This window comes from Nonomuraea dietziae (assembly GCF_014195505.1).
Taxonomy (GTDB): Bacteria; Actinomycetota; Actinomycetes; order Streptosporangiales; family Streptosporangiaceae; genus Nonomuraea; species Nonomuraea roseola.
Genome location: NZ_JACIBV010000001.1, coordinates 529,632 through 549,919, shown reverse-complemented (window position 1 = coordinate 549,919; position 20,288 = coordinate 529,632). Strand labels below are relative to the sequence as shown.

Annotated in this window: 20 protein-coding genes; 10 read left to right on the top strand and 10 right to left on the bottom strand. The window is 70.1% G+C overall.

Annotation, left to right across the window (positions count from 1 at the left end):
• Positions 1-28 precede the first annotated feature (28 nt).
• Positions 29-628: a TetR/AcrR family transcriptional regulator gene (locus tag FHR33_RS52390; RefSeq protein ID WP_183643060.1), complete on the top strand. Its 600-nt coding sequence runs from the start codon at positions 29-31 to the stop codon at positions 626-628.
• 330 nt (positions 629-958) lie between these two features.
• Here the strand turns inward: FHR33_RS52390 and FHR33_RS02815 are convergent, their stop codons facing one another.
• Both FHR33_RS02815 and FHR33_RS02810 read right to left on the bottom strand, forming a co-directional pair.
• Positions 959-2,656, bottom strand: a complete 1,698-nt coding sequence (locus FHR33_RS02815) for an FAD-dependent monooxygenase (protein WP_246452426.1) — start codon at positions 2,654-2,656, stop codon at positions 959-961.
• Between the two features lie 35 nt (positions 2,657-2,691).
• Positions 2,692-3,552, bottom strand: coding sequence for an SDR family oxidoreductase (locus FHR33_RS02810; protein ID WP_183643057.1), 861 nt, complete (start codon positions 3,550-3,552; stop codon positions 2,692-2,694).
• Positions 3,553-3,684: 132 nt separating this feature from the next.
• Here FHR33_RS02810 and FHR33_RS02805 point away from each other — a divergent pair, with 132 nt between their 5' ends.
• From FHR33_RS02805 to bla, 6 genes are all read left to right on the top strand, one after another.
• Positions 3,685-4,296 carry a TetR/AcrR family transcriptional regulator gene (locus FHR33_RS02805; RefSeq protein WP_183643055.1) on the top strand — a complete coding sequence of 204 codons (612 nt, stop codon included), beginning with the start codon at positions 3,685-3,687 and terminating at the stop codon, positions 4,294-4,296.
• A gap of 220 nt (positions 4,297-4,516) precedes the next feature.
• A complete protein-coding gene (locus FHR33_RS02800; RefSeq protein WP_183643052.1) occupies positions 4,517-5,284 on the top strand; it encodes an SDR family NAD(P)-dependent oxidoreductase in 768 nt (255 codons plus the stop codon).
• Between the two features lie 115 nt (positions 5,285-5,399).
• Entirely contained in the window at positions 5,400-6,332 is a 933-nt protein-coding gene (locus tag FHR33_RS02795; RefSeq protein ID WP_183643049.1) for an NAD-dependent epimerase/dehydratase family protein, read from the top strand.
• The gene (locus FHR33_RS02790; RefSeq protein ID WP_183643046.1) at positions 6,329-7,252 is read left to right on the top strand and encodes an RNA polymerase sigma-70 factor; all 924 of its coding nucleotides are present in this window, start codon (positions 6,329-6,331) and stop codon (positions 7,250-7,252) included. Before FHR33_RS02795 ends, FHR33_RS02790 begins: the two co-directional genes overlap by 4 nt.
• Positions 7,253-7,392: 140 nt before the next feature.
• Positions 7,393-8,799 (top strand): serine hydrolase domain-containing protein, encoded by a 1,407-nt coding sequence (locus tag FHR33_RS02785; RefSeq protein WP_183643043.1) that lies wholly within the window; start codon positions 7,393-7,395, stop codon positions 8,797-8,799.
• A gap of 287 nt (positions 8,800-9,086) precedes the next feature.
• Complete coding sequence (gene bla, locus FHR33_RS02780) at positions 9,087-10,034, top strand: class A beta-lactamase (protein ID WP_183643040.1); 948 nt, start codon at positions 9,087-9,089, stop codon at positions 10,032-10,034.
• Between the two features lie 138 nt (positions 10,035-10,172).
• Here the strand turns inward: bla and FHR33_RS02775 are convergent, their stop codons facing one another.
• Together FHR33_RS02775 and FHR33_RS02770 are read right to left on the bottom strand one after the other, a co-directional pair.
• Complete coding sequence (locus FHR33_RS02775) at positions 10,173-10,904, bottom strand: hypothetical protein (RefSeq protein ID WP_183643037.1); 732 nt, start codon at positions 10,902-10,904, stop codon at positions 10,173-10,175.
• Positions 10,891-11,403, bottom strand: coding sequence for a SigE family RNA polymerase sigma factor (locus FHR33_RS02770; RefSeq protein ID WP_312895333.1), 513 nt, complete (start codon positions 11,401-11,403; stop codon positions 10,891-10,893). Before FHR33_RS02770 ends, FHR33_RS02775 begins: the two co-directional genes overlap by 14 nt.
• Before the next feature lie 142 nt (positions 11,404-11,545).
• On the opposite strand from FHR33_RS02770, the gene FHR33_RS02765 reads away from it, so the two are divergent.
• Positions 11,546-12,439 carry a hypothetical protein gene (locus FHR33_RS02765; RefSeq protein ID WP_183643031.1) on the top strand — a complete coding sequence of 298 codons (894 nt, stop codon included), beginning with the start codon at positions 11,546-11,548 and terminating at the stop codon, positions 12,437-12,439.
• A gap of 634 nt (positions 12,440-13,073) precedes the next feature.
• Here FHR33_RS02765 and FHR33_RS02760 read toward each other — a convergent pair.
• A complete protein-coding gene (locus tag FHR33_RS02760) occupies positions 13,074-13,445 on the bottom strand; it encodes a nuclear transport factor 2 family protein (RefSeq protein WP_183643029.1) in 372 nt (123 codons plus the stop codon).
• On the bottom strand, positions 13,442-13,585 hold the full coding sequence (locus FHR33_RS02755) for a hypothetical protein (protein ID WP_183643026.1): 144 nt from the start codon (positions 13,583-13,585) through the stop codon (positions 13,442-13,444). The genes FHR33_RS02760 and FHR33_RS02755 overlap by 4 nt, the downstream gene beginning before the upstream one ends.
• Before the next feature lie 51 nt (positions 13,586-13,636).
• Here FHR33_RS02755 and FHR33_RS02750 point away from each other — a divergent pair, with 51 nt between their 5' ends.
• The gene (locus FHR33_RS02750; RefSeq protein WP_221240895.1) at positions 13,637-14,704 is read left to right on the top strand and encodes an RNA polymerase subunit sigma-70; all 1,068 of its coding nucleotides are present in this window, start codon (positions 13,637-13,639) and stop codon (positions 14,702-14,704) included.
• On the opposite strand, the gene FHR33_RS02745 is transcribed toward FHR33_RS02750, so the two are convergent.
• Entirely contained in the window at positions 14,646-16,160 is a 1,515-nt protein-coding gene (locus FHR33_RS02745) for an MFS transporter (RefSeq protein WP_221240894.1), read from the bottom strand. The genes FHR33_RS02750 and FHR33_RS02745 overlap by 59 nt on opposite strands.
• A gap of 136 nt (positions 16,161-16,296) precedes the next feature.
• Here FHR33_RS02745 and FHR33_RS02740 point away from each other — a divergent pair, with 136 nt between their 5' ends.
• Complete coding sequence (locus FHR33_RS02740; protein ID WP_183643023.1) at positions 16,297-17,199, top strand: LysR family transcriptional regulator; 903 nt, start codon at positions 16,297-16,299, stop codon at positions 17,197-17,199.
• Positions 17,200-17,307: 108 nt separating this feature from the next.
• Here the strand turns inward: FHR33_RS02740 and FHR33_RS02735 are convergent, their stop codons facing one another.
• The 3 genes from FHR33_RS02735 to FHR33_RS02725 form a co-directional block, all read right to left on the bottom strand.
• Positions 17,308-17,961 (bottom strand): response regulator, encoded by a 654-nt coding sequence (locus FHR33_RS02735; RefSeq protein ID WP_183643020.1) that lies wholly within the window; start codon positions 17,959-17,961, stop codon positions 17,308-17,310.
• Entirely contained in the window at positions 17,958-19,085 is a 1,128-nt protein-coding gene (locus tag FHR33_RS49695; protein WP_183643017.1) for a sensor histidine kinase, read from the bottom strand. The genes FHR33_RS02735 and FHR33_RS49695 overlap by 4 nt, the downstream gene beginning before the upstream one ends.
• A 384-nt stretch (positions 19,086-19,469) precedes the next feature.
• Positions 19,470-19,778 (bottom strand): hypothetical protein, encoded by a 309-nt coding sequence (locus tag FHR33_RS02725; protein WP_183643014.1) that lies wholly within the window; start codon positions 19,776-19,778, stop codon positions 19,470-19,472.
• Positions 19,779-20,288 lie beyond the last annotated feature (510 nt).

Below are 20,288 nucleotides of genomic sequence, written 5' to 3'. Positions count from 1 at the left end.
ATTAGCAGGGACGTGCTATAAAAGAAAGGTGCCGAAAGTCGTCGATCCTGAGGCCCGCCGCGAGCAGGTCGCGGAGGCCGTCTTCCGTGTCGTGCGCCGCGACGGGCTCGAACAGGCCTCGCTGCGCAACGTCGCGGAGGAGGCGGGGCTGGCCATCGGCTCGGTCAGGCACTACTTCGCCGGGCACAGCGAGTTGATGGTCTTCGCGATGCAGGCGATGAACGAGCGCGTGGTGCGGCGGCTTCTCGAGCACGTCGAGAAGCTGGAGACCACCGACGACCGCCTTCCCCTCGTGGAGTCGATGCTGGCCGAACTGCTCCCCCTCGACGAGCGGCGGCGCGAGGAGGCCACGATCTGGCTGGCGTTCGCGACGGCCGCCCGTACCCGTCCCGAGCTGCGCCCGCACGCCCAGGAGAGCTACGACGGCCTGCGCCGCCTGGTCTTCAAGGTGCTGGACGGCGCGCGCAGGAGTGACCGCCTACGGGAGGGCACCGACCTGGCGGTGGAGGTCGAGCGGCTCTGCGCGCTGATCGACGGACTGACCGTGCATGCCGTCCTGCACCCCGATCGCATGGACGCCGAGACCATGACCAGGGTCCTACGCCACCACCTCCAGAGCCTGACCTGATCAGGGCGCGCAGACGGCTGCCGATGTGGGACGGAGCGGAACCCGGGTCCCCGCAGGTGGAGGTGAAGTCACGTCCGTCTGGAGAGTCGGCCGACGACGGGTGAGCTGGTGCCGAACCCGCGCACGCATAGGTTCGTCTCGCTCCGCGCGGTGGTGACTGACGCCACGGTCGCAGGCCTGACCCAGACGGTCATCCGGGCGTACGCCGGCGGCTGACCCCCACCTGCTGGTACGGCTGAGCGCGCGCAGCCGTACCAGCAGGCCCAGGCCTGGCCCGGATCGACAGGAGCCGGGTCGGGCTGCCTGTCGTCGAGTCGCGGTCTCGTCGGTTCAGGGCGTGCCGAACCAGCGAGAGAGTGCTTCTCGCAGGGCGGGCGCGGCGGTGCCGGCGGGCTCGTCGATGGTCGCGGCCCAGGCGATGTGGGCGTCCGGGCGGATCAGCAGCGCGTCGGCCGGCCGCTGATCGGTTTTGGCGGTGCGGACGTCGACGCGATGCTGCCATTCTTGTGCGACCTGACGGACGTCTGGGCGGTCGGCCAGGTCGAGGAGGATGGGCCTCGCGGTGTGCATGAGTTCCGCGACGCTGGTCACGCCCTGGTCGGTGTGCAGGGTGAGGTCGGGGGCGAAGGCGCCGGCCAACGCCTGGTGGTCGGAGCCTGGCATCGGGTAGCGGATGTCAGTGCCGGCGAGCAGCGCTCCCATACGGCGCAACGGCTGCTCGTCGGCGAGTAGTTCCTGGAAGACCTCCCGCAGCGCTTCGGCGGCCGGGTCGTGCCCGCGCCGCAGTGCCACCTGGGCTCGGGTGTGCAGCATGGTCCGGGCGCCCGCGAGGTGGCGTTCGCCGTGGTAGGTCTCCAGCAGGCCGGGCGGGGCCCAGCCGTGGATGTCGGCGGCCAGCTTCCAGGCCAGGTTCACCGCGTCGAGCATGCCGGCGTTGATCGCCACACCCGTGGCGGGGAACAGATGCGCCGCATCACCGGCCAGCATGATCCGCCCGTCACGGTATCGCTCGGCCTGCCGAGCCTTGAAGGTGAACCGCGAGAGCCGAACCGCCTCTCCCAAGGGCAGACGCACGCCGATCACGCGGCGGAGGCTGTCCTGGAGTTCGGTCACGGTCATCGGGGTGTCGTCGTCGTATTCGGTGCTCTCGTCTTCGACGGTGTAGAGGGAGACGACAGCGGAGGCGGGCGATGCGGCGACTCCGAGGAGCCCATGATCCGTCCGGGTGAAACCCGCGCGGATCGTGCCGAAGCCGGGGACATCGAGATCGCCGTTGCCGAGTATGGTCACCGTTTCGGGCAGGGTGACCTGGGCCAGCCGGTTGACCTCCGGATAGGTGGTGCCGGGGAAGCCGATGCCGGCCCAGTCACGGACCCGGCTGCGTGCGCCGTCGCAACCCACGAGGTACCGGGCGCTCACCCGGTACGGCCCGTCCGGGCCACGCACGTCCACAGTCACCGCGGCGTCGTCCTGGCTCACCCCGACAACCTGGTGTCCGCGTCGGATGTCGACACCGAGTTCGCCGGCGCGTTCGTCGAGCAGCCTCTCCAGCAGCTGTTGCGGGAGCGGCAGGGCGTGCATCGGAGGATCCGCCAACTGGGTGAAGTCCAGATGCACGCCGCCGAACGGGAATCGGGGCGCCGGGACAGGATCGGTGCAGGCCGCTTCGAAGCGTTCCAGCAAGCCCCGGTAGCGCAGCAGCTCCAGGATCTGCCCGCCGAGGCCACCGGCCTTGGGGGTGTCCCGGCGCTGCGGCTGCCGCTCCAGCACCAGCGGTCGCACCCCGGCCAGGCGCAGCTCATTCGCCAGCATGAGGCCGGTCGGGCCGGCGCCCACGATGATCACATCGGCGTCCGACATCGGCCGCTCCCCTCCCAGGCTTTCGTCGCGTCCGCGCGCGACCCGATCGTCAACAACGTGATGCTGCATATCGATGGCCTTCCAATCGTGTCGTTCGGTCCCAGGAGTCTGGCCCATGTCATGGGAGAAGCCGCAGCCGAGCCTCGGTCTCGTGTGCCACCGCGTCATCAGCAGCACCCCCGGGACCTGCTCGGGTCCACCGGTCAACCGGTGCTTCCGGGGGCGGGGACGGCGTGTTCGGCGGCGCGGCTGACCTGCTCCCAGGCGGCCCAGGTCTCCATCCGCCGCCGGGAGATGTCGAAGGCCAGGTCGTAGACCATGCTGCCGAGCAGCAGCCGCAGCGGCGGGTCTTCGCTGTCGACCAGCTTCAGCAGCGCCTCGGCGGCCAGGCGCGGCTCACTGTCGATCGAGCCCTCGGCCCACTGCTTCTCCAGCTCGGCGCGCAGCGGGCCGTACGCCTCCAAAGGCGACGCCGTCGTCATGCTGGTGTACAGGTCGGTCCAGTAGCCGCCGGGCTGGACGATGCTGACCTTGACGCCGAACGGCGCGGCCTCCATCGCCAGTGCCTCGCTCATGCCCTCCAGCGCGAACTTGCTCGCGCTGTACATCCCGGTGCTCGGGAAGCCGCCCAGAGCGGCGATGCTGGACACCTGCACGATGTGGCCGGATCCCTGGCCGCGCAGATGCGGCAGGGCGGCCTGGCAGACCCACATCGCCCCGAAGAGATTGACCTCCAGTTGGGCGCGCGCCTCGGCCTCGGTGAACTCCTCGACCATGCCTGAGGACATGGTCCCGGCATTGTTCACCACGATGTCGAGCCGGCCGAAGTGCTCGACGGCGGTGTTCACGGCGGTGAACACCGCGTCGCGGTCGGTCACGTCCAGGGGAAGGACAAGGAGCCGATCTCCGTACTGGTCATCGAAGTCCTGTCGGGTGATGGTGCGGGCGGCGGCGGCCACCTGGTCGCCGCGCTCCAGCGCGGCGAGAGCGAAAGCACGGCCCAGGCCGCGGCTGGCTCCCGTGATGAACCAGGTGCGGGAAGAGACGGTATCCGGGGTGCGCATGTACGGAACTCCAATGGGTTGCGTTTCACCGACTCGAGACGAGCCGTCTCGTCTCGAAGCATGACCGTAGCGCCTTCCCGTTGCCGCGTCAAGACGGACCGTCTCGTCTAGTTATTTGTTAGGTTTGACGGCATGACGACACAGCGCAAGGCCCTCTCCGGCTCGGCCCGCCGGAACGAGGCCTCCCACCGGGCCATCCTCGCCGCGGCGTTCGAGCTGGTGCAGGAGGTGGGATACGCCAAGCTGAGCATCGAGGGCATCGCGGCCCGAGCCGGCGTCGGCAAGCAGACGATCTACCGTTGGTGGCCCTCCAAGGGGGCGGTCCTCTTCGATGCCTTCCTCATGCTCAGCGAGCAACCGGACGGCGAAGGGGCTGGCCTGCCCGACACCGGTGATCTGGAAGCGGACCTGAAGGCGGTACTCCGGGCCACGATCGAAGAACTCAACGATGCGCGCTACGACGAGGCGATGCGCGCCCTGAACACGGAGATCACGCATGATCCGGCGCTCGCCGCTCTCTACGCGGAACGGCTGGACGGCCCGATGAGAGAACTGAAGAGACAACGCCTGCGCAGCGCGCAGCGGGCCGGGCAGCTGGCCGAGGACCTCGACCTCGACGTGGCGGTCGACCTGCTGTGGGGACCGCTGCTCAACCGATGGCTCCAGCGCAGCGGAGAGCTCACCCCCGGCTACGCCGACAGCATCGTCGAGACCGCACTCCACGGTCTGCGCCCGCGTAGCTGAGGCACGCGCACGACATCCCCTGAGTTCCTTCGCGTCTCTCCCACGCCGGACCTGGGCTCAGGTGCCGGCGCTTCGAAGCCTGCCTTGATCATTTCCACCGGCAGGCTGCGCCACCACAAACTTTTTCTGTCGGCATGTCACAGGTGGCTGGGCTGTCTCGTCTCGGGTCTCGAAGACAGGCCCTGACAAGAACACATCATCCGACAGCAAGGAACCGCGCATGAGCGAGCAGACCACCCACCAGAAGATCGCGTTGATCACCGGGGCGAACAAGGGGATCGGCCGTGCGGCTGCCGAGCAGCTCGCCGCGCTGGGCATGACGGTCCTGATCGGCGCCAGAGACCCGCGGCGCGGCGAGGAGGCCGCTGCGGCGCTGCGCGCGGCAGGCGGCGACGCCCACGCGCTCACCCTGGACGTCACCGACCAGGCCACCGCCCGGACGGCCGCGACGCAGGTCGAGGAGCGCTTCGGCCACCTCGACGTGCTGATCAACAACGCCGGCATCACCGGCTCAGGGCAAGTCTCGCCCCAAGACGCTTACGATCAGATCCCCAGCTCCGTCGACCTGGACATGGTCCGGGCGGTGTTCGAGACCAACGTCTTCGGGGTGATAGCGGTGACCAACGCCATGCTGCCGCTGCTGCGGCGGTCACCGGCGCCGCGCATCGTCAACGTCAGCAGTCACGCCGCGTCGCTGACCCTCACCAGCGACCCGGCCGGCCCCTTCACCGCACTGCTGCCCTCGGCCGCGTACACGCCGTCCAAGACCGCGCTGTCCGCGCTGACCGTGCAGTACGCCAACGAGCTGCGGAAGGACGGCATCCTGGTCAACGCCGTCGCCCCCGGCTTCGTCGACACGGACAGCAACAACCACAGCGGGCACCTCACCCCCGCGCAGGGCGCCGCAGTCGTGGTGCGCCTGGCAACGCTCGGCGCGGACGGGCCGACCGCCGGGTTCTTCAGCGAGGGCGGCCCTGTGCCCTGGTGATGGTGGCCCCGGACCGCCGCAGGCGGACGGTGTGGACGGCCTCGGTGAGGCCCTCGGCGGGCGCCGTCTCGTCTCGGGCTTCGAACAGATGGTGGGATGAGGGAAGGTGATGGTCATGCGGGTGTTCGTGGCCGGTGGGACCGGGGTGCTGGGGCGGCGGCTGGTGCCGCAGCTGGTGGCCAGGGGTCACCGAGTGACGGCTACCACGACGAGCGCGTCCAAGCTGGGTCTGCTGGAGCAGCTGGGCGCCGAGGCGGTCGTGATGGACGGGCTGGATGCGGTGTCGGTGGGCGAGGCGGTGGCCAAGGCCCGGCCGGAGGTGATCGTGCACCAGATGACCGCGATCTCCACGGCGCACGCAGGCAAGCCCGACATGAAGCACATGGATCGGTGGTTCGCCGGCACCAACCGGCTGCGCACCGAAGGGACGGACCACCTGCTGGCCGCCGCGGAGGCGAGCGGCACGACCCATTTCGTCGCGCAGGGCTACGCCGCTTGGAACGGCATCCGTGAAGGCGGCTGGGTGAAGACCGAGCAGGACCCGGTGGACCCCATGAAGGGGACGCCGGCGGAGCCGGGGATGAGGGCTCTCGGCCACGTCGAGGACGTGGTCGTCAAGGCCGGCGGCGCGGTCCTGCGATACGGCTGGTTCTACGGGCCCGGCGCCACCGACGACCTGGTCGAGCCCGTGCGCAAGCGGCAGTTCCCTGTGGTGGGAGGCGGCGCCGGCCACTGCTCGTGGGTGCATCTGGACGACGCGGCGAGCGCTACCGTCCTGGCTGTGGAGCAGCAGGCGCGGGGGGTGTTCAACATCGTCGACGACGAACCGGCCCCGGCCGTCGAGTGGCTGCCCCATCTTGCCGCGTGCGCGGGAGCGAAGCGGCCGATGCGGGTCCCCACCTGGCTGGCCCGGCCGCTGGCGGGGGAAGTGGCGGTGACGATGATGACCGAGGGGCGCGGCTTCTCCAACGCCAAGGCCAAACGGGAGCTCGGCTGGAAGCTGCGCCACCCCTCCTGGCGTCAAGGCTTCAAGGAGGAGTTGGCATGAGCAGGGCCGAGGAGTTCCAGGAGCTGCGGCCGCTGCTGTTCTCGATCGCCTACCGGATTCTGGGCAGCGTGAGCGAGGCCGAGGACGCGGTCCAGGAGACCTGGCTGCGTTTCGGAGCCTCGCCGACACAGCCCACGTCGACCAAGGCCTTCCTCTCGGCCGCGGTCACCCGGATCTCGATCGACGTGCTGCGCTCGGCCCGCGTCCGGCGGGAGGAGTATGTCGGTTCGTGGTTCCCCGAACCGCTGCTGGCCGACCCCTACGAGGATCCTGAGCGGTCGGCGGAGCTGGCCGACTCGGTGTCGATGGCGGCCCTGTTGCTGCTCGAGCGGCTCAGCCCGCTGGAGCGGGCGGTCTTCGTGCTGCGGGAGGTGTTCGGGTTCGGCTTCCTGGAGATCGCCTCGGCGGTGGACCGGTCGGAGGCGGCCTGCCGCCAGCTGGCGGTGCGGGCGCGCCGCCACATGGACGAGGGCAGGCCCCGGTTCGAGGCCGACCGGCGCGAGCGCGAGGAACTCGCCGGGCGCTTCTTCGACGCCTTCAGGGAAGGGGAGGTCGCCGGGCTGCGTGAGCTCCTGGCCGCAGACGTTCACATGGTCAGCGACAGCGGCGGCAAGGCCCCCCAGTGGGGCACGGGCATCTTCGGCGCCGAGAACGTGGCCCGGGTGCTCGCCGCGATCGTCCCGCCGTTCGCGCGGATCGGCGGCGTCGTGGAGCCGCACGAGGTGAACGGCCAGCCGGGCGCGATCTTCCGCGATCGGGACGGCAAGGTCCTCAACACCTGGACGCTCGACATCCTCGACGGGCGGATCCAGACGATCCGCACGGTGATCAACCCCGACAAGCTCGGGCACGTCGGCCCCGTGGCGGACGCCTGGGCGGTCCTCCGTGAGGCGAACCAGGCCCGCCGTCCCACCGACTGACCGCAAGAGCGTTCCAGATCAGGGGGGTGCCGGGCGGGGGGGTGAACCGCGGGTGTCGATCAGGAGTGGCGGCTACCCGTAAGAAACTCACGGGAGTTCCGCAATGGTCGCGGGCCAGGTGGCGTCAATAGCGTCGAAAGGTGCTGAGAAATACCTTCACCGCCCTCTGTCTGGCACTTCTCCCCGCCTCCGCCCATCTCCCGCCACCCGGCATCACGCCCGCGGCAGTGGACGAGTTCGTCGCGCAATATCGTGAAGCGACGGGGTTGCCCGGGGCCGCGGTCGCGATCACCAAGGGGACGGAGGTGGTCCACGCCGCCGGGTACGGCCGAACCGCCGCCGGCGACCCCGTGACGGCCGACACCGTCATGGCCGTCGCGTCGGTCAGCAAGTCCATGACCTCCCTCGCCGTCATGCGGCTGGTGGAGCAGGGCAAGGTCGAACTCGACAGGCCGGTGCGCGGCTACCTGCCCGAGTTCACGATGGCGGACCCCAGAGCGGCCACGATCACCGTACGGCAACTGCTCAACCAGACCTCAGGCATGGCCGACTCGACCTTCCGCGAGAAGAGCCTGCCGCAGCCCCGCACCCTCGAAGGCGCCGTGGCGCGGCTCAGGACGGCGAAGCTCGCCTCGGAGCCGGGCACCGCCTTCAGCTACCACAACACCAACTACCAGGTCGCCGCGCGGCTGGTCGAAGTGGTGAGCGGACGGCCGTTCGCGGCCCACCTGCGATCACAGGTGTTCGCGCCGCTCGGCATGCGCCACAGCACCACCGTCGACACCGACAGGGACCTGCCCGGCAGCGCCCGCGGCCACCTGTACGTCCTCGGCCAGGCGGTCGCCCTGCCGGAGCCCACCGGGTTCGGCAACGGCTCGGGCGGAGTCCTCAGCACGGCCAACGACATGGCCCGCTGGCTGATCGCGCAGCAGGACGGCAGCCTCTCCCCTGCGAGCCTCAAGGAGATGCGCACGCCCTCCCAACAGGACGACACGTACGCGCTCGGGTGGTCGATCGGCAGGACCGAGCGCGGCACGCCTGTCATCGAACACGGCGGCGATCTCTTCACCTCGACGGCCTATCAACTGCTCATGCCGGAGTCCGGGTACGGCGTCGCGGTCATGGCCAACACGGGCATGGCCTTCGCCGACGCCGACGCGCTCATGGACGGCATCGTCGACCTGATCGAGGGAGGCAGGCCCGAGATCCCCTCCCTGCCGCCCACGCTGGTGACCGACCTGGTGTTCGTGCTGCTGACCCTGGCGACCGTCGGGCTGGCCGTGCGTGGCGTGGCCCGCTCGCGGCGGTGGTCCGCCCGCCGTACGGGATGGCAGCGGTGGCGGCTGCTGCCGTATCTGGCGCCGGTGGCGCTGTGCGCCGCGGTCACCCCGATCTTCCGCGTGCTCGCCAGGGGCAGTGACATCATGTGGGTTCAGGTGGCCTATCTCTACCCGACCTTCATGATGTGGCTGGTGGCCGCCGCGATCGCCTGCACGGCGGTGGTGGCCGCACGACTCTTCAACGCCGTACGGCTACGCCGTCGCTGACTCGTGGAGATGCCCCACTCTCGGCTCGTCCGTCCTTTCCGCCCGCACCACCGCCGACGATGCCGCCGAACTGGGCGTCACCCCCGCCACCCCCCGCTCGTCGAGACGCGATCCATCATCGACCAGCGCCGCGACCCGTCGCCGCACCTCCCGCCTGCCGCGTAGGTCCTGTGACGAGGACTCATACGCAAACCGCTATCGATGGCCTGCCGATCTCGCTATTAGACACGATGTGATCGTGTCTGCTTGGCTCCTGCTCTCTGACAGACGACGAGCGAGGATCTGACATGCGAGACTCCCGTGCCCGCCGGCTCGGTGCCGCGCTGTCCGCGACGGCCCTGCTGAGCTCCCTCCTGTCCGGTGGCGTCCTCGGCGCGGGCCCTGCCTCCGCCGCGACGGTGGTGACGGCGCCCGGGGCGGTTGCCGGAGAAGCCCACGTCAAGAAGGAGCTGCGCGAGCTGGAGGCGTCCTTCAAGGGCCGCATCGGCGCGTACGCGATGGACACGGCCACCGGCAGGACGGTGGCCTACCGGGCGGGCGAGCGCTTCCCGATGCTGTCCACCTTCAAGGCGCCCCTCTGCGCGGCCGTGCTGCACAAGGCGCGCACGTCCGAGCCCGGCCTGTTGGGCAGGCTCGTCAAGTGGACGGCCGCCGAGATGACGCCCGGCTCGCCGGTCACCGAGAAGCACCTCGAGGACGGCCTGACCGTCGCCCAGCTGTGCGAGGCGGCCGTCACCATGAGCGACGGCACCGCGTCCAACCTGCTGCTGAAGGAGATCGGCGGGCCCGCGCGCCTGACGAGGTACTTCCGTACGCTGAAGGACCCGATCTCCCGGATGGACCGCTGGCACCCCCAGCTCAACGACTGGACCCCGAAGGAGAAGCGCGACACCACCACCCCCGCAGCCATCGGCGGCGACCTGCGCGTGCTCACGACGGGCCAGGCGCTGCACGCCAAGGACCGCGAGCAGCTCATCGCCTGGCTGCTCGCCAGCAAGACCGGCGCCGCGCGCATCCGGGCCGGCCTGCCCAAGACCTGGACGATCGGCGACAAGACCGGCACCAACTCCGACGGGTTCGGCGGCGGCAACGACATCGCCGTCATCTGGCCCGAGAAGGGAGCCGCTCCTCTCATCATGGCGATCTACACCAACCGCACTCCCGGCCTCGCCACTGACAACACGACCATCGCGAAGACCGCCACCATCCTGGCCCGAGGCCTCGGCAAGCTCTGAGAACCCGAGCGGGCTCTGTCGAGAAGCCCCTGAACAGGGACGACCTGCTCGGGGCTTCTCGATTGTCAGGATGTCCGCGGCCCCGGCCGACCAGCCGACCGCGGATCCGATGAGCAGCCCCGCGCCCCGTCGCCAGGATCAGACAGTGGAGGTGAGCCCCTCCGCGATCTTCTTCAGCTCGGCGGTGACGGCCTCGGGGCCGGAGAACTCCTTGGCGTAGGTGGGGCTGAACATGATCTCGGCCCACTGCTTCTCGCCCATTCTGAGGAAGAGCGTCGGGGTTCCCTTCATACCGTCCTCACCGACGTGCTGCACGACCAGGTAGCCCGTTCGATCGCCGATGGTCACCTCCTCGCCGTCGCCCTCGTCGCGATACCCCTGGATCCGGTCGACGACCTCCTGGACGGCCGCCTCCTCGTACATGTAGATCTGGACGCAGTAGAAGCCGTCCTTGTCGCCCTTGTAGTCGTACGAGGTCGAGTACGTGTCGCCGTAGTCCACCGACCAGTGCGACCACCGCAGCCGTTCGGGCAGGTAACCCACCTTGACGTGCCCGAACTCCTTCCCGTCACCCAGGTCCCCGAAGTCCGGCGGGTCGGACGGCAGGGCCGGGACGTCGTCGATCGGGGGTGGCTCCGGCGCCACGGAGGCCGTGACCTGCGCCCCGGTCGTGGCCACCGAGCCGACGGTCAGGTAAGCGACGGGCGTGGCGGCCACGACGGCCACGGACGCGGCCACCGCGGCGGTCCAGGTCCTTCTCCTCTTGACCCGGGAGGAGCGCACCACCCGCTCCGCCAGGTCGGACGCGGCCTGCAGCCCTGCGGTCTCGTCCGCCATGAGCCGGCGGATCTCGTCCTCAAGCATGGGCATTCCTGATCACTCCTTCCACTGTTTCCCTGCCGAGCGCCGAGCGGAGCTTGGCCATGGCCTTCGACGCCTGGCTCTTGACCGTGCCGACCGCGCATCCGAGGACCTCGGCGGTCTGCGTCTCGCTGAGGTCCTCCCAGTACCGCAGGACGATCACTGCGCGCTGCCGGGGCGGCAGAGCACGCAGCGCCTCCATGAGCACATGCCGCAGGTCCGTGTCGGTCGCATGCGCCGATCTCTCCGGCGGGCTGTGCATCGGGATGATGCTGAGGATCGCCCGGCGGCGGGCGCGACTGATGGCAGCGTTGACGATGACGCGGCGCACGTAGGGCTCAAGGGTTTCGTGGTGGACCCGGTCCCAGTTCCGGTAGGTACGCTCCAGCGCCGTCTGCAGCACGTCCTCGGCCTCCGTCTGGTCGCCACAGGCGAGATAGGCGACCCGCAGCAGGCTGGTGGCACGTGCGGCCACGAAGGCGCTGAAGTCATGTTCCACGCCGCTCACGGCTGTCTGTCCGATTTCACGCCTCCTAATACGCCTCGGCCTTCGCCAGGGTTGCCCGCTCGCGAAGAACATTCCGCGGGCAACCGTTCGAGGGAACCCAGGCGTATAGACAGTCGTGACTTCGCATCCATGGAGGAAACATATGAAGTTCGCGACCGCACCGGCTCGGCAGCTGATCACTCTCGGAGTCAGCCTGGCGGTGGGCGCCACCGTCCTGGGCGCGCCGTCGGCCGCCGCAGCCGCTCCCCCTGAGGGCGCCTACTGGCATACCAGGACGCTGTCGACGACCACCCACCCCTGGCAGTTCGGCACCAGCGCGGACCCCTACTCGCTGGTCCAGCAGGAGATCGTGGAAAGGTGGAGCGCGCCCGACGGCAGGTCATGGTTCGGATACCGGGAGCTGGCGACGCAGCCGAAGAGCGCGGCGGACAAGAAGGCATGGCAGCGTGACGGCTCCCCTTCCACGTGGAGCGAGTCGATCGACGGCAAGACCGTGAAGTTGTCCACCCAGCCCGCCAAGGGCAGCGTGAACCCTGTGAAGCAGCAGGGCCCGAACTCGTTCGAGCTCGCGGGGCAGCGGTTGACCTACGACGAGGTCCAGCGACTGCCCGCCGACCCGAACCGCCTGAAGGACTGGCTCACCAAGGCGAGCCGGGTCCGCCGGATTCCGGAGAACCTCATCGGCAGCTCGCTCACGACGACCCTGCCGCAGATCCTCCACGACCTTCCCGCTCCGAAGGAGGTCCGCGCCGCGGCCTACCAGGCGCTGCTGACGATGCCGGGCGTGCGCGCCGACGGCGACGCGAAGGACGGCCTGGGCAGATCAGGCACCGCCGTCCTGATCGACAGGACGAGCGAGAAGAGCGCGAGCTCGTCCAGGGTGAGACTGGTCGTCGACACCAGCAAGATGGTGCTGCTGTCACAGAGCGGGACGGTCACGGTCAACGGCAAGGCGTTCGTGCCCAAGAGCTTCGACCACACGCTGATCGAGGTCGGCTGGACCAACACCCAGCCGGCCGTGCCGGCTCTGCCCTGACGGGCGGCCCCCAGGCGGCCGGGGCGATGACGTGCTCCTGAACGCGTCGAAGAGGAGGCCGGCCTCTCCCCTCGCGATCGTCGCCGTCATCAGTGCCGTCCGCAACCGCCGGTCTCGTCGGCCACCCCCTGCCCGCCCCGCGCCTGCCGCGTGCTCGGGTGGGGCGGGCGGTGATCCCCGCGTGGCCGGCCCTGGGGGCGCGCTGGCGCAGTCGCTGCCCGCCTCCGCGGTCAACGTGGGCATCGCGTTCGGCTCGGCCGCCGGTGGCGTGGCGATCGGCAGCTCCACCGCCTCCTCCGCGGTGGCCACCGGCCTGATCATCGCTGTGATCGTCATACCGGTCGCCTGGGCCACGAGCTTCCTGAAGCCCCCGGCCGCCCGCAGCGCGGCAGGACCGGCAGCCACCGCTGGGAGTTCACCCCGCCGACCTCGAGGACCTGATGGCCCGGATGGCCCGGATCGAGCGACACGAACAGAGAGAGCACCACTCTCAGCAGCGCCCCAGGCGCGACCACCAGCCTGCCGCGCTGCCAACAGCCGGGTGAACTCCGAAGGACTCACGGCCGGGCCCACTCAGGTACGGCGTGTGCCCGGCCAGGGGCGCTGCTCGGGAAGACGAGAGGCGATCGTGTGCTCAGCTCGCCGCTTGGGCCGCGGCCAGGAACGGTGCCCTGTCGAAGAGGAATCGGCTATAGGTGATCTTTCCGTTCGTGACGGTGACGCACTCGGCGCCGGGCGCGCTCGGCACGGGGATGCTCTCGGTGTCGTACATGACCAGTGCCGTCTCCTCATCGCCGAAGGCCGCGATCATCTTCGTGCTGAGAAGAGTCTGCGCGAACGGCGCCAGGAAGGCGCGGTACGCCTCGACGCCCTCGATGCGCCCGGCCGGGGCGTCGCAGACGATGTCGTCGGCGATGTAGGTCATCGCCTTCTCCAGGTCCTTGCTGGTCCACGCGTCGTGGTAGGCCAGCGCGGTGGTCAGGGCGGGGCTGGTGTGGTCGGTCATCGGGGTTCCTTTCTGGTCATCACGAAGTCGCGCGCCTCCTCGAGGAAGGCGACGCAGGTGTGTTCGTCGGTCGGGGTGAGGCGGACCCACTGCCGCGCGAGCATCCGTTCGAATCCCGTGTCGGTTCCCGTGGTGTCCATGTAAGTTGAGACACCGCCGTCGCCATGAACGGAACGGGGAAGGGGCTGACAGTGACCGAGGCCACACTGGCGCGCGCCCGTGCCGGCGACGGCGACGCGTTCCGTGAGCTCACCGAGCCCTACCGCGGCGAGTTGCACCTGCACTGCTACCGGATCCTGGGCTCGCTGACCGACGCCGACGACCTGCTGCAGGAGACCCTGCTGGCGGCCTGGCGCGGCCTGGACACCTTCGCAGGCCGGGCATCGCTACGGGCCTGGCTGTACCGCATCGCCACCAACCGATGCCTCAACGCCCTCCGCGACGGCCGTCGCCGCGTCCCGGCAGAGCCGGTCCCGCCCTTCGACCCTCCCGAACCCACGCGCCGCGGCGAAGCGACCTGGCTCCAGCCCTACCCCGACGCGCTGCTGGAACAGATACCCGACGCCGACCCAGGGCCGGAGGTCCGTTACCACGGCAGGGAGGCGGTGGAACTGGCGTTCATCGCGGCACTGCAGCAACTGCCGCCACGCCAGACCGCGACGCTGGTCCTTCGCGACGTGCTCGGCTACTCCGCTGCCGAGGTCGCCGACATGCTGGTCACCACCGAGACCGCCGTCAAAGGCACATTGCAGCGCGCCCGCGCCACACTCGACAGACGTCGCGGCGACGTGACCTTGGCTCGGCCCGGCTCCGCCGAGGAGCGCGACCTCACCAGGCGCTTCGCCGACGCGTTCACCGCCGACGACATCAACGGCGTCGTCGCCCTGCTCACCGACGACGCGTGGCTCGCGATGCCGCCGGCACCGCATGAGTACCACGGTCCGGACGCGATCGTGTCGTTCCTGCGCGCCAGCACGGCCCTGGCGCCCCGGCCGCCCGTTCAGGCTCGTCGCCACCCGCGCCAACACCCAGGCCGCGTTCGGCTGGTACCTCCCCGACCGCACCCGACCGATCGCCCACCCGGCAGGGCTGATCGTGCTCACCCCTGGCCCGCACCAGATCCACGCCATCACCCAGTTCCTCGGCAACGACCTTCCGCTCCGGTTCGGACTGCCCGCCACGCTCACGTGGTAGCCGTGATCAGCGGCCTGGCCACCACCGGCTCGCACGTGGGGCTGTCGACCCTCTGGCACGCCTGAAGATCCGCCGCACGACCGCGGTCGTCGCACGAGAACGCAGCCGAAGCCTCAGGACCACGGCCAGACCGAAGGTCACGAGCAGGGCCGCGACGAGGAAGGTCCAGCGGGTTCCTCGGGCCACCTCCGCTGACGCGGCCGTGGTCACCTCACTCGTGCCGGCGGCGAAGGCGAAGACCGCCCCCATGACCGATGCGCCGGTCATGAGCCCCAGGTTGCGGGAGAGGTTCAGCATGCCCGACACCAGGCCGCGCCGGGTCGGGGAGACGTCCTTCATGACCGCCGTGTTGTTGGCCGCCTGGAACAGCGCATAGCCGGCAGTGACGGCGACCAGCGGCAGGACGTAGCCGATGACACCGGCCGCCGTGGGCATCAGGGCAAGCACCACGGTGCCGCCGATGATCCCGCACAGCCCGACGACCACCATCGTCTCTGCTCCGAGACGATCGGTGGCGCGGCCTGCCGGGACGCCGGTGAGAGCGGACACCGCAGGGCCTGCCGACATCGCCAGGCCGACGAAGGCCGGGTCGAGGCCGAGTGCCAGGGCCAGGTGGAAGGGCCCCACGACGAGAGTGGCCATCATGACGGCCGATACCAGGGCGCTCGTCGTCAGGCCACCGGCCAGGACGGGGTCGCGGAACATCGAGAGGGTGAGCAGCGGGGATGAGACCCTTCTCTCGGTGATGACGAACAGGGCCAGGCCCGCCCCCGAGGCGACGAGCAGCCCGATCGCGAGCAGGCCGAACGAGTTGCCTTCGATCGTCATGGCCAGCGCGTAGGCGCCCAGGGTGATCGCCAGCAACGCCGTACCCACAGTGTCGAACCGCCGCCGTGCGGAGCCGGCCGCCGGTGCCGGGCCGGGCAGCACCCGGAGGGCGAGCGCGAGCGCGAGAAGGCCAAGCGGCACGCCGACGAGGAAGATCGCACGCCAGCCGAAGACCGCGATCAGGACACCGCCGAGGGAGGGCCCCAGCGCGGTGCCGACCGCCGACATCGTCCCGAGCAGCCCCATGACACTGCCGGTGCGGTCCGTGGGTACCGTCTCGCCGACGAAGGCCATGGTCAGCGCCATCATGCACGCGGCACCGGCTCCCTGGAGCGCCCTGGCGGCGACCAGGAGAGGAAGGTTCGGGGCCAGAGCGCACAGCAGCGTCGCGAGGGTGAACACGGCGATGCCGGTCAGGAGAAGGCGACGTCGACCGGCGAGGTCGCCGAGTCGGCCCACTCCGACGATCAGCGTCGTGATGGCCAGAAGGTAGGCGATCACCACCCACTGGACCTCGTTGAACGCGGCGTCGAAGGCCACCGCCATGCTCGGCAGGCCGACGTTGGCGATGCTGGTGGCAAGCGAGGGCAGCAGCATGGACAGCGACAGCGCGGTGAGAACCCAGGCCGGTGATGGACGGCGCGCGGGCGGTGTCTGCCGAGGCTCGATGCCGGGAGGGGTCGCTGATCTCACAATGATGGCCTCTTCCTGGAGTCGAGGGGGGTCGCAACGAACGTAGGTCCCCCTTCGACCTGGCGGAAGACGCAATGATGGAAACTCATGTGTGCATGGAACGCCATGTCAGGCCGAGGTGTGAGGAGATGTGCGCATGGCCAGGCCCGATCTGAACCTGCTGGTGACGCTGCACGTACTGCTCGAGGAGGGCAGCGTGACCAGGGCGGGGGAACGGCTGGCGCTCAGTCCGTCCGCGATGAGTCGCGCGCTCGCGCGGTTGCGGCGAGCCACGGGTGACCCGCTGCTGGTGCGGGCCGGCCGAGGGCTGGTGCCCACACCCCGCGCCCTGGAACTGCGCGAGCGTGTGCGCGGCCTGGTTCAGGAGGCCGAGGAGGTGTTGCGACCGGCCGAGAAACTGGACCTGGCGACGCTGGAGAGGACGTTCGCGTTGCGCACCAGCGACGGATTCGTGGAGAGGTTCGGACCCGCGTTGGTGGCCAGGGTCGGCAGAGAGGCCCCTGGCGCACGGCTGCGGTTCCTGCAGAAGACCAGGAAGGACGCAGGCCCCCTGCGTGACGGTGGTGTCGACCTGGAGACGGGCGTCGTCGAGCACGCGCTGGCTCCGGACGTGCTGAGCAGGCCCCTGTTCACCGACCGGTTCGTCGGGGTGGTGCGGAGCGAGCACCCCCTGAGCACCGGGAAGGTCACGACGGCCCGGTACACCTCCTCGCGCCACGTGCACGTCTCGCGGCGCGGTCTGACCGAGGGGCTGGTGGACGAGGCTCTTCGCCCGGCGGGCGGCGAGCGGGAGATCGTGACGGTGGTGGACGGCTTCAGCGCCGCGTTGGCGCTGGCGAAGGCCTCGGACCTGGTCGCCACGGTTCCGGAGCGTCACACCGAGAACCTGCGGCAGGGGATGTGCACCTTCGAGCTGCCCTTCCGCGCCCCGGAGGTGACGGTGTCACTGCTGTGGCACGTCCGGCTCGACGCGGACCCGGCTCACCGGTGGCTGCGCGACTGCGTGCTCGACGTGTGCCGCTTCGACGGGCAGCGTTGATGATCCGGTCGGGGTGCTCCTCCCCCGCAGCCCGCGACCGGGCACATGACTGCTGTTCGGCGGTATGTGGCTGATCTCGTCATCCCCGCCCGGCGGGCATCCGGGCTTCTACGCCCCAGGCTCGATCAATGCCGCCTCGTACGCGACGATCACGGCCTGTGCCCGGTCCCTGACGCCGATCTTGGAGAACAGGTTCGTCACGTGGTTCTTGACGGTCGAGGGGGAGACGGACAGGGCGGCGGCGATCTCCGGGTTCGAGCGGCCTCGGGCGATCAGCACGAGGATCTCCCGCTCCCTGTCGGTCAGCCCGGACAGCTCGGCGGGCAGCGCCTTCGGACGCGAGGCACGGACGAACGTGCCGATGAGCCTGGTCAGCAGGCGCGGCGCGACGGCCGACTCGCCGCGGTGCACCACGCGTACGCCCTCGATCAGCTCCTCGGGCGAGACGTCCTTGGGCAGGAAGCCGTCGGCGCCGGCCCTCAGCGCCGCGACCACGTTCTCGTCCAGGTCGAACGTGCTCAGCGCGAGCACCCGGACACCCGGCAGCTGCGCGGTGATCAGCTCGGTGGCGCGCACGCCGTCCAGGCCGGGCATGTGCAGGTCCATGAGCACCACGTCGGGCCGGAGTCTCCCGCTCAGCTCCACCGCCTCCGCGCCGTCGGCAGCCTCGCCGACCACGCTCAGGTCGGGCTGGGCGTCCAGCATCAGCGTGAAGCCCTTGCGTACCAGCTCGTGGTCGTCGGCCAGCAGAACTCTGATCATGGTCTCTCCAGGGGGATGCGGGCGTGCACCCGGAAGCCGCCTTCCGGACGCCGGCCCGTGGACAGCCGGCCGCCGCACAACGCCACCCGCTCGGCCATGCCGACGAGCCCGAACCCCGGCGCGCCGACCTCCTTCGGCAGGCCGTCGTCGAGCACCTCGACCTCCACCGCGGCCGGCTCGTACGCCAGCCGCACGCTGGTCCTGGCGCTGACGGCGTGCTTGCGGGTGTTGGTCAGCGCCTCCTGCACGATGCGGTAGACCGCGTGGTCCACGGCGGAGGGCAGCTCGACGGGTTCGCCGGTCACCGTCAGGCTGGCGGGCAGTCCCGACGAGCCGGCCTCCTTGATCAGTACGGGAAGCCGCTCCGCGCCCACTCCCGTCGCGGCGTCCGGCCCTTCGTTGCCGTCGACCCTGAGCACGTCGAGCAGGCGGCGCATCTCCGACATCGCCTGGCGGGCCGTCTGCTCGGCGCTCTCCAGAGCGTTCTTGGTGACATCCTGCCCCGGTGGGAGCGTGGCCCGCGCGCCGCCGACCAGGGCGTTGATCACGGTGATGTGGTGAGCGACCACGTCGTGCATTTCCCTGGCGATGCGTCTCCGCTCGGCGCGTACGGCGGCGTCGGCGGCCTCCTGCCTGCCGCGCTCGTCGAGCTCGGTCCTGAGCCTGACGAGCTGGCCGATGCCCACGGGCACGAGGACGGCGAACAGGGACCCCAACCAGCTGCCCGTACCGGCGAGGAACACCTCCGTGTCGACCGCGTAGACGACGAAGACGGCCGCCGAGGTGATCAGGGCCGGACGGCCGGTGGTGTAGCGGCCCAGGCTGTAGCACGCGATGAGCGAGGGCAGGCTGGTGAAGAACACCGACTGCGTCATGATGCCCACGACGTCCAGCGCGGCCACCAGCCCGACGGTCAGGATCGGGCGGCCACGCCTCATGAGCAGGCACAGGGAACCCGCCACGTGAAACCCCGCGCTCAGCGTCGTCCATGTCTCTCCCCGGGCGATCATGGAGATCGCGCCCAGGAGCACCGGGGCGAGGAGCACGATCACCAGCGTCGTGTCGAAGACCCGGGGGCGTCTGAGGAAACGCACGATCGTCATGAAGGTTCGTGCCACGCGCACGCTCAAACCCTAAGTCACGCTGCTTCGCCGTGGACCCGGGCCACAGGGCGAAGCAGCACACGGAGGGTTCGGCTCATCGCCGCCATCGAACGGTTCTCGCTCGGCCAGCTTCCAGAGCCCCCACCGTTTCTCGTGAGGGATGCTGCCGTCGCGGCGCGCGCTCGCGTTCGCGCACTCATGCGGGTGGGTGCGCCGGGCACCAGGGCCGCGGCCCACGTGAGTGTCAGTGCGTTGACGATCATGTCTTCAGCGTGGCCCGTCGCGCCGCCGGTTCACTCGGCCCTGCGGAGGATTCCGTTCTGGGACCCTGCTCCCAGAAGGGCGACATCCCTGGTGTGCCGGCGGATCTGTTCGGCGGGTCCTCCGGCAAGGCGGGTGGTGGACTCACGCCAGGGCCGCGCTCCTGCAGTGCCGCGCCCGCCTGCGGAGGGCGGCGCATCCGGCGAGCACCGCCTCGCGGTTCTTGGCGCTCTTCACCCAGGCGGGAAGCCGGCTGGCCAGGCTCGCGTTGCGGTTGGGCACACGCTCGCGGACCGAGGCGCGAACGTATCGTTCGAGAAAGTCGAGATGCTCGGCGTCGCAGGCCCAGAGCACGCGACCCTTGCACGGAACCTGCAGCCACAGCTGCAGCCCGCCGTACGTGGGTGCTCCCTGGCTTCCTTCGGGCCACCAGCACAGTGGAAGCTCGGTCACCGCCGCGCACCACGGGCATCTCACCGGCAGCCGGCGAGGCAGTCCGGCCCCCGAGCGCGAACCCCGGCGTTCGACAGGACGGCCACAGCCCCCGCACCGGCCAGCGGCGAGGACGGTGACCCGCCCCGCCCAACCGCGCTCGGCCGTACGTTTGGCGTATCCGCACGCAAGGCAGCTCACGCGGTCGCGCGTCAGCACGGCGCAGTGCTCGCATCGCGGGCAGCGCACCAGGACCCGGGGCGCGACCAGGTACTGGCGAGGATGCCCGCGGTCGGAGAACCGCCGTGGGTCAGGGGTCATGCCGGCCAGGCTGGCATGAGAAAGCGACGATCCGCAATCGCTTATGACGGTCACCGGGAGCGTACGCGGATCACAAGGTCGTCAGGCAGGGGAACGAGAGCGGCGGCTTCGACCCCTACGCGTGACAGAGCCCGCTCAGGCCGGTCCGCCTCCGGACCACCGGCGAACGGCCGCGCGGTCTGCCGGCCGGGCTGCTCCTGCAGAGCAAGC

What these genes read in the sequence shown, in the direction of transcription:
- FHR33_RS02815 (WP_246452426.1), bottom strand. Translation starts at nt 2,656, where the DNA reads ATGACGCGGTGGCACACGAGACCGAGGCTCGGCTGCGGCTTCTCCCAT.
- FHR33_RS02810 (WP_183643057.1), bottom strand. Translation starts at nt 3,552, where the DNA reads ATGCGCACCCCGGATACCGTCTCTTCCCGCACCTGGTTCATCACGGGA.
- FHR33_RS02805 (WP_183643055.1), top strand. Translation starts at nt 3,685, where the DNA reads ATGACGACACAGCGCAAGGCCCTCTCCGGCTCGGCCCGCCGGAACGAG.
- FHR33_RS02800 (WP_183643052.1), top strand. Translation starts at nt 4,517, where the DNA reads ATGAGCGAGCAGACCACCCACCAGAAGATCGCGTTGATCACCGGGGCG.
- FHR33_RS02795 (WP_183643049.1), top strand. Translation starts at nt 5,400, where the DNA reads ATGCGGGTGTTCGTGGCCGGTGGGACCGGGGTGCTGGGGCGGCGGCTG.
- FHR33_RS02790 (WP_183643046.1), top strand. Translation starts at nt 6,329, where the DNA reads ATGAGCAGGGCCGAGGAGTTCCAGGAGCTGCGGCCGCTGCTGTTCTCG.
- bla (WP_183643040.1), top strand. Translation starts at nt 9,087, where the DNA reads ATGCGAGACTCCCGTGCCCGCCGGCTCGGTGCCGCGCTGTCCGCGACG.
- FHR33_RS02775 (WP_183643037.1), bottom strand. Translation starts at nt 10,904, where the DNA reads ATGCCCATGCTTGAGGACGAGATCCGCCGGCTCATGGCGGACGAGACC.
- FHR33_RS02765 (WP_183643031.1), top strand. Translation starts at nt 11,546, where the DNA reads ATGAAGTTCGCGACCGCACCGGCTCGGCAGCTGATCACTCTCGGAGTC.
- FHR33_RS02760 (WP_183643029.1), bottom strand. Translation starts at nt 13,445, where the DNA reads ATGACCGACCACACCAGCCCCGCCCTGACCACCGCGCTGGCCTACCAC.
- FHR33_RS02755 (WP_183643026.1), bottom strand. Translation starts at nt 13,585, where the DNA reads ATGGACACCACGGGAACCGACACGGGATTCGAACGGATGCTCGCGCGG.
- FHR33_RS02740 (WP_183643023.1), top strand. Translation starts at nt 16,297, where the DNA reads ATGGCCAGGCCCGATCTGAACCTGCTGGTGACGCTGCACGTACTGCTC.
- FHR33_RS02735 (WP_183643020.1), bottom strand. Translation starts at nt 17,961, where the DNA reads ATGATCAGAGTTCTGCTGGCCGACGACCACGAGCTGGTACGCAAGGGC.